At 36.0% G+C, this 7,701-nt stretch carries 6 protein-coding genes, 1 tRNA gene and 1 rRNA gene; 5 read left to right on the forward strand and 3 right to left on the reverse strand.

Annotated features, from left to right (window positions below; translation table 11 throughout):
- Both rrf and C8N37_RS22525 read left to right on the forward strand, forming a co-directional pair.
- Nucleotides 1-87: ribosomal RNA gene (rrf, locus tag C8N37_RS22520) — 5S ribosomal RNA — on the forward strand; the annotation flags it as partial.
- A gap of 944 nt (nt 88-1,031) precedes the next feature.
- Nucleotides 1,032-1,105: transfer RNA gene (locus C8N37_RS22525), tRNA-Pro, on the forward strand.
- A 40-nt stretch (nt 1,106-1,145) separates the two neighbouring features.
- Here the strand turns inward: C8N37_RS22525 and C8N37_RS22530 are convergent.
- Both C8N37_RS22530 and C8N37_RS22535 read right to left on the reverse strand, forming a co-directional pair.
- Nucleotides 1,146-1,793, reverse strand: coding sequence for a beta/alpha barrel domain-containing protein (locus tag C8N37_RS22530; RefSeq protein WP_108161025.1), 648 nt, complete (start codon nt 1,791-1,793; stop codon nt 1,146-1,148).
- 5 nt (nt 1,794-1,798) lie between these two features.
- Nucleotides 1,799-2,791, reverse strand: a complete 993-nt coding sequence (locus tag C8N37_RS22535) for a sugar kinase (protein WP_108161026.1) — start codon at nt 2,789-2,791, stop codon at nt 1,799-1,801.
- Nucleotides 2,792-2,952: 161 nt separating this feature from the next.
- Between C8N37_RS22535 and C8N37_RS22540 the strand changes: the two genes are divergently transcribed.
- The 3 genes from C8N37_RS22540 to uxaC are packed head-to-tail and all read left to right on the forward strand — an operon-like array spanning nt 2,953 to nt 6,373.
- Nucleotides 2,953-3,774, forward strand: coding sequence for an SDR family oxidoreductase (locus tag C8N37_RS22540; protein ID WP_108161027.1), 822 nt, complete (start codon nt 2,953-2,955; stop codon nt 3,772-3,774).
- Between the two features lie 9 nt (nt 3,775-3,783).
- On the forward strand, nt 3,784-4,944 hold the full coding sequence (gene uxuA / locus C8N37_RS22545; protein WP_108161028.1) for a mannonate dehydratase: 1,161 nt from the start codon (nt 3,784-3,786) through the stop codon (nt 4,942-4,944).
- 10 nt (nt 4,945-4,954) lie between these two features.
- Nucleotides 4,955-6,373, forward strand: a complete 1,419-nt coding sequence (gene uxaC, locus C8N37_RS22550) for a glucuronate isomerase (RefSeq protein WP_108161029.1) — start codon at nt 4,955-4,957, stop codon at nt 6,371-6,373.
- A 12-nt stretch (nt 6,374-6,385) separates the two neighbouring features.
- On the opposite strand, the gene C8N37_RS22555 is transcribed toward uxaC, so the two are convergent.
- Entirely contained in the window at nt 6,386-7,411 is a 1,026-nt protein-coding gene (locus tag C8N37_RS22555; protein WP_045752117.1) for a LacI family DNA-binding transcriptional regulator, read from the reverse strand.
- Nucleotides 7,412-7,701: the final 290 nt, after the last annotated feature.

Here is a 7,701-nt window from a genome sequence, read left to right on the forward strand (position 1 = left end):
ACCTCTTCCCATTCCGAACAGAGCAGTCAAGCCCGCCAGAGCCGATGGTATTGCCGTAACAGGTGGGAGAGTAGGTCGGTGCCTTTTTTTATACAGAAGCCCTTGCTAAACAGCAGGGGCTTTTTTGTGCGCTAAACTTTTTTTTCTGTACTGCCTTTCTGCTGCAGATACCCCCATCTCACTGGTTTCGGATATTTATCCCACTGCTGCCGTAATGATGCCAAGCACCGCAATATTCTTTTCCTAGGATCTCCATGATTCTGTATGTGGATCTGTTTCCGATGAACTTGACTTGTAATAGGATCGGTTTAGCTTCTCAGTTTGGTGGCAATCTGGTATCAGATGTTGATATTTTGCTGTTAAAGGATAGGATATAGGAATAGATTTCCTATCGCTTTTTGGAAAATGGTCTAGCTCATTTCTGTCACATATGATTTTTGAATTGCAGTTCTTCTACTATACTATTACATTGCCGATATCATCTATTATTCCCTTAATAACTTCTTATGAAGAAACCTGGCGCTTATGATGAGATCTGATCATAGGGTTTGTATAGCTATCTTGATTATATTTATCTTGCTTAATATCCTCTATAATTACCACAATAATTTTAATTTATACGTAGTAGCGTCATAAGTTAATGTATTCTCGGCTCTTTTATTGAACTAGTTATTTTGATCTATTTTTATTTAAGTAATAAAAGTCGCGTTCAGCACTATGAAATTAATATTTACATTCTTAATTTTAACTTTTTGCAATAGATTTATTGATTTTAGATGTTGATTTTCCCTTAAATTGAGCTTATATTATAAGCGAATCAGTCTCCTTATTCTGGTAAAATAAAAGCGATTTTAACAATTTAAAGGGCGATTATACTACGTTTTAGTCTGAAGTTTGCTCTTGAATTTTTATTAATAAAAATTTATTTCTCAGTTAATCAGTGATTTATTGTTTAAAGTGAAAAATAAATTTGACTTTATTAATTTTCGATGTATATTTGCATCACAGTAAAACAAAAGGTGATACCTTTTCGGGGTGTAGCGTAGCCCGGTATCGCGCCACATTTGGGATGTGGAGGTCGTAGGTTCGAATCCTGCCACCCCGACAAAAAAGCTCTAACTTTAGTTAGAGCTTTTTTTGTGTCTTTATTTTATACTTTCAATATGATGAAAAGCTTTACGTAACCTATTTTCGATATAGTTGCTTTCTTCAAATTCTGTTGGATCATTGAATAGTTTGGAACCCATCCCTACAGCAGATACTCCAGCTTGAAACCATTCCGTCAGGTTTTGTTCTTCTAAGGATACTCCTCCGGTAGGCATAAACTTGAGTGATGGAAATAAAGGCTTGATTCCTTTTAAAAAACTTGATCCTAGTGCATCCCCTGGAAAAAGTTTTACTAAAGGGGCTCCTAGTTCTTCAGCAAGTGCAATTTCTGTAGGCGTCATACAACCGGGGATCCAAAGAATATCATGTTTTAATGTAACTTCCGCTATTTCTGGTTTAACAATGGGGCTAACAATAAATTCTGCTCCTATATCTAGGAAATCGAGTGCTTGTTGTTTCGTTTTAATTGTTCCAATTCCTAACTTTAAATCTTTGAAATTTTGATCTCGATATTTTAATAATTGTTTGAAATTATTTAAAGCTTCTGGACCCCTATTAACGAATTCGAAAACACGTATACCTCCGCTGTAACACGACTTTAAGATCTGGATACATTGATCAATATCGTCATGATAGTAAACAGGGATAATGGGGGAACTTTCAATCTTGGATAGGATAGTCTGCATGTTAATTATGATAAGTTGATGAAATCACCTTTGTTAAACAGTTTTTTAAAGCCTAGTTGAGTGGCTGTGTCAATAATTTCCTGTGAGGATTTATTTTCATAGATAGCCGCAATTAAGCCTGCCATAAATGCATCTCCACTACCAATTCGATCGATGAGGGCATTTGTTTCTAAAATAGCGCTTATTTTATTTTCTGATGGATTGTGATAGGTACCATAGAATAAATTATGACTAGAATTATCCATAAATCGGAAAGTATTAGCAATGTGCTTACATTTCGGATATTTTTCAAATATCTCTTGAGCAACTACATTAGCATAGTCAAAATATTGCTCTACTGCTGTTGATCTGGAGAATTGATCGTTGATCGATGTTCCAAGCATTTTATTTTCAGCCCAGATATTGCCCATAATCACATCGCAATATGAAACTAAATTTGGCATAATATCAAGAGGTTGTTTACCATATTGCCATAATCTACTTCTATAATTTAGATCAACGGATATGGTTATTTTCTTTTCATGTGCAATTTTTAATGCTGTTAACATGAGATCCGCTAATTCGCTATTTAGTGCTGGGGTTAGGGCTGTCCAATGAAACCAGGAGCAATCCTTAAATAGATCATCCCAATCAATATCATCAGCTTTTAAAGTGGAAAAGGAGGAGTGATTTCGATCATATATTACTTCTCCACTGGTTAAACCATTTGCTGACTGTAAGATGTAACAACCTAAACGTTCCCCGCCAAATATAAATTTGGAAGTGTTAACATCATGTTGATTCAAGATGTTTAGGATTTCTTTTGTTAGTGCATGGTCAGGGGCAGCAGATACATAAGTACTAGGAATCGATAATGATGCTAGAGCAACGGCTACGTTGGCTTCAGAACCGCCTGGATAAGCGTATACAACGGATTGGTCGGTATTAAAAAAATGTTCATCCTTTGCTTGTAGTCTATAAAGAATCTCTCCGAAACAAAGGACTTTGTTATTATCCATAAGTTATAAGTTTATAGTTCTAAAGTAGTATAAATAATTGTATTTCTATAGGATTTATGCCCATAATTTCGAAAACGTTTTAGTAAATAAAGTTTTAAGGAAGTTTCTTTCATAATTAATTATTTCCTAAAATTGGTAACTTTAAATCTAACAATTATAAAATGGGGATATTGGATACATTTTCTTTAAGGAATCACGTCGTTGTAGTTACAGGTGCTACTGGTGTGCTTGGGAAAGCTTTTGTAGATGCTTTAGCTGAAGCGGGTGCTAAGATTGCAGTACTTGGACGCAATACAGAAAAACTGCAAGAGCGTGTGGAAGCTATTGAAGCAAAAGGTGCTGAAGCATTGGCGGTACAAGTAGATGTGTTAAATGAGGAGGAGGTGATAAAAGCCAAGGATGAAATATTAGCAAAATGGGGTACTATTAACGGATTAGTAAATGCTGCTGGTGGTAATATTCCAGGTGCAACTATCCAACCAGATCAAAATCTTTTTGATCATGATGTTAAAGATACACTGAAAGCAATTGAACTTAATTTATATGGTACAATTATACCCACACATATTTTTGGGCGTGTGATAGCGGAATCGGGTAAAGGTTCTATTATTAATATTTCTTCTTTGGCGGCCAGTAGACCAATAACTAGAGTTTTAGGTTATACCGTTGCCAAACATGGTGTCGATGGATATACCAAATGGATGTCCGTTGAACTGGCTTTGCGTTATGGAGATAAAGTGCGCGTCAATGCGATCGCCCCTGGTGTCTTTTTAACGGAGCAAAATCGAAATTTATTAATGGATTCAAACGGTTCGTACTCTGATCGTGCTCAAAAGTTTATTAATGGAATGCCATTTCAAAGATTAGGGGAGCCTGACGAATTAAAAGGAACTTTAGTATACCTCTTAAGTGATGCTTCGGCTTTAGTGACTGGAGAAACAATCTTTGTTGATGGTGGTTTTAATTCATGGTGTGGTGTTTAATAAATAAAGATGAATAAACTAGAACAAACTTGGAGATGGTACGGGCCGAATGATCCCGTTTCTTTAGTCGACATAAAACAGGCTGGTGCTACAGGTATTGTAACGGCATTACATCATATTCCACATGGTGAGATTTGGCCGGTAGCAGATATTTTAGAACGTAAAAGGGTGATTGAAGAAGCAGGATTAGTCTGGTCAGTGGTAGAGAGCCTTCCGGTTCATGAGGCAATAAAAACTGCGAATCAAGAGGCCGCATACTACATGCGTAATTACATTCAGTCACTGGAGAACCTAGCGAAATGTGGAATCCAAATTATAACCTATAATTTCATGCCGGTTTTAGATTGGACGAGGACACAATTAGATCTATTGATGAAGGATGGGTCCAAGGCGTTATATTTTGATTGGATAGATCTAGCTGTATTTGATATTCATATTTTGAAACGTATGGATGCCAGAAGGGATTATTCGGATGAAATATTAGCCGGTGTGGAGCAAAAGTTTGTTTCATATTCGCCATCTGATTTAAACGCATTAACTCAAGTTGTTTTGATGGGGATTCCTGGAGAAAAAGATCTTACACTTGAAGATTTGAATAATAGCATTGCGATATATAGTGAGATTGGTCGAGTGAGTTTATTGCGCAATTTATTACATTTCTTGTCTTCTATCGCTGAAGTTTGTGAAAGTAACGGAATAAAAATGACCATTCATCCTGATGATCCTCCATATGCAATTTTAGGTCTTCCACGAATTGTGAGTAATCAATCCGACTTGGAGGCGATCTTGGAAGGCGTTAATATGCCATTTAATGGAGTGTGTTTTTGTACGGGATCTCTTGGGGCAAGTCAGTCAAATGATGTCGTATCGATATTGGACAGGGTTAAAGATCGGGTTTATTTTGCTCACTTGAGAAATGTGAAAAAGGATCGTATAGGCAGTTTCTATGAAGCAGATCATTTGGATGGAGATGTCAATATGCATGCTATTATGCAGATTTTGGCTGCTGAAAATCAGAAACGGATTCGCCCAATTCCCTTTAGGCCTGATCACGGTCACCAAATGTTAGATGATTTAAATAAAGTAACTAATCCAGGGTATTCTGCTATAGGACGCTTAAGAGGGCTTGCGGAGCTTCGAGGTTTAGAATATGGTATTTTAGGTGAATAAAAAGATAAGCATGGCGAACTTTATTAATGATAACTTTATTTTGCAATCGGATATCGCGCAACAACTCTATCATAATTATGCTAAAGACCTTCCGATTATAGATTACCATAATCATCTTCCTCCTGATCAAATATGCAATAACCACCAGTTTGAAAATTTGACTCAAATTTGGTTATATGGTGATCATTATAAATGGCGAGCAATGCGCACTTTGGGAATTGAAGAGAAATATATTACTGGGCAAGCTTCAGATTTTGAGAAATTTCAAAAATGGTCAGAAGTAGTTCCTCAAACATTGAGAAACCCGTTGTATCATTGGACGCATATGGAACTTAAAAATCCATTTGGTATCCATGAATTGTTAAACCCTTCTAGTGCAAAGGATATTTATGCGCAAACGAAAGAACAGTTAAAAGACGCTAACTTCAGTACACAAAATTTGCTGACTCGATTTAATGTGGAAATGGTGGGTACTACGGATGATCCCATTGATCACCTAACCTTTCATAAGAGATTAAATGAAAACCATGACTTTAAGACAAAGGTTGTCCCGACATTTCGCCCGGATCAAGTTTTTCAATTATCAAAAGGAGATAAATTTCGATCCTATCTTCAGAAGTTGTCGGACAGTTCTGGTATCCAAATAGATCACATCGATTCTTTGCTACAAGCACTGGATCAGCGGATCAATTATTTTGACGCTTTAGGATGTGTAGCTTCTGATCATGGGTTGAAATACTTGCCGAAGAGGGGTAGATTTAAGTTGGCAGAAGTAAATGCTGTTTTTGTTGATGTACTCCAGGGAGATGATACAAGAGCTTTGGAGTTTGAAGATAGCTTCACCTTTTATGTTTTGAGTGAATTATGTAAAAAATATCATGATAAACAATGGGCGCAGCAGTTCCATTTGGGACCTCTGCGTGATACAAATAAGGGAAGATTAGCCATTTTAGGTGCTGATACGGGATACGATTCTATAGGAGACTATAAGCAAGCAGAGCGAATGGCTGATTTTTTTAATGATCTGGATACAACAGATCAATTGACAAAAACAATTATTTATAATGTTAATCCTGCTGATAATGCTGTATTTGGTACCATGATCGGTAATTTTCAGGGAGAGGGTATGAGAGGGAAAATTCAATTTGGTTCAGGCTGGTGGTATCAGGATCAGCTGGATGGGATGACGCAACAAATCAATGCGCTTTCTAATTATGGCTTGATAAGTTGTTTTATAGGTATGCTGACAGATTCGAGAAGTTTCTTGTCCTATTCTAGACATGAATATTTTAGAAGGTTGCTTGCTAATATTTTTGCAGAAGATATTATAAAAGGTTACTTACCTCATGATATCGATATGATTGGAAAAATTATTGCTGATATTTCTTATCATAATGCTGCTGGATACTTTAATAAGCAAAATACCTAATTTGTTTTAAGATCAAGCCAAAAGGCTTGATCTTCTTATTTCTATCGTATTTTCCAATTCGATGGTTTCAAAGTCAGTATAGTTTGGATGCTTGATTAGGTATATCAGTTTTTTCATTGCAGTATGACCGATTTCGCTAGCGGGTTGTTTAATTCTGCTTAATGCAGGGTTTAAAGAGTCTGGAATGGAGATATTAGAAAATCCAATAACGGCTATTTCTTCGGGAACTTTAATATTAAGTTCTGCTAAGATTCCAAGTGTTCGGGTTGTGATGACATCGGTAGCACCAAATATGGCATTTAATTTATGTTCAGCATTTAAAGTCTTTTGAATCGCACTTTTTATTTGTTTGTCCAGTATTTCTGTATCTTGAATATTGCATTCAATAAAATAATAAGGTTTTAATGGAATTTCAAATTCTCGTAATGCTTCTTTATATCCATTAAGTCGATCTTTCGATACCCCCAGTTGATGTCCTGTGATATGGAGTATATTGGTACGGCCTTGTTGTAATAGGTGTTTAGTAGCTTGATATGCCCCATCAAAATTGTTGACTCCAACTTTATCTGTTTTTAATTGATTAACCGTTCTGTCGAAGATGACAACAGGTTTTTGATTCTCTTGCAATTCCTTTAATAGATTTATATTTGATGTTTCGCTTACTGGAGAGATTAAGAGTCCGTCGATACCCCTGGAGTTTAATACTTCAATGCACGATTTTTCGATAACAACATCTTCCCTACTTTGCATAATGATGATATCATAGCCCGTTTCTATTGAAGCCTTTTGAATGCCATCCAAAATTTCAGAGATAAAGGTGTTGTTAATAGCACATACAATAACTCCAATGGTATTGGTTTTACCAATTTTTAGACTTTGCGCCACTTTATTGACGCTAAAATTCATCTCGGCAGCATAGTCTTGAACCATCTTTTTGGTCTTTTCACTTATTTCGTAACTATCGGATAAAGCTTTGGATACCGTGGAAATTGAAATATTGAGTGCTTTAGAGATATCTTTGAGGGTAGTCTTGGCCATTGTGATCACTATTTTGGTTATTATGTATAGATAAAGGTATTTATAAATCTGAGATTAACCTAACGAATGTATCAATCGATATGGTGATTTTGTGTTATGGTTATCCATTTTTTATTGATTATATGTTTAACGATAAATTAATCGTTCAATGTTACAGCCAGTTAAGGTTAATATGAATAAATAAGTCGTAAAAGGTTAGGAAGTGAAGGATAAAAGTTCCTATCTTTGCACCACTCCGCAAGGGAGGAACGGCTGATCCGAAAGGGGAAGCACTGAAAAAAGAAGGGTTT

Source organism: Sphingobacterium faecium (assembly GCF_003054045.1).
Taxonomy (GTDB): domain Bacteria; phylum Bacteroidota; class Bacteroidia; order Sphingobacteriales; family Sphingobacteriaceae; genus Sphingobacterium; species Sphingobacterium faecium.

Bases quoted from the DNA above. Each gene is read 5' to 3' on its own strand.
- C8N37_RS22530 (WP_108161025.1), bottom strand. From the start codon at position 1,793: ATGCAGACTATCCTATCCAAGATTGAAAGTTCCCCCATTATCCCTGTT.
- C8N37_RS22535 (WP_108161026.1), bottom strand. From the start codon at position 2,791: ATGGATAATAACAAAGTCCTTTGTTTCGGAGAGATTCTTTATAGACTA.
- C8N37_RS22540 (WP_108161027.1), top strand. From the start codon at position 2,953: ATGGGGATATTGGATACATTTTCTTTAAGGAATCACGTCGTTGTAGTT.
- uxuA (WP_108161028.1), top strand. From the start codon at position 3,784: ATGAATAAACTAGAACAAACTTGGAGATGGTACGGGCCGAATGATCCC.
- uxaC (WP_108161029.1), top strand. From the start codon at position 4,955: ATGGCGAACTTTATTAATGATAACTTTATTTTGCAATCGGATATCGCG.
- C8N37_RS22555 (WP_045752117.1), bottom strand. From the start codon at position 7,411: ATGGCCAAGACTACCCTCAAAGATATCTCTAAAGCACTCAATATTTCA.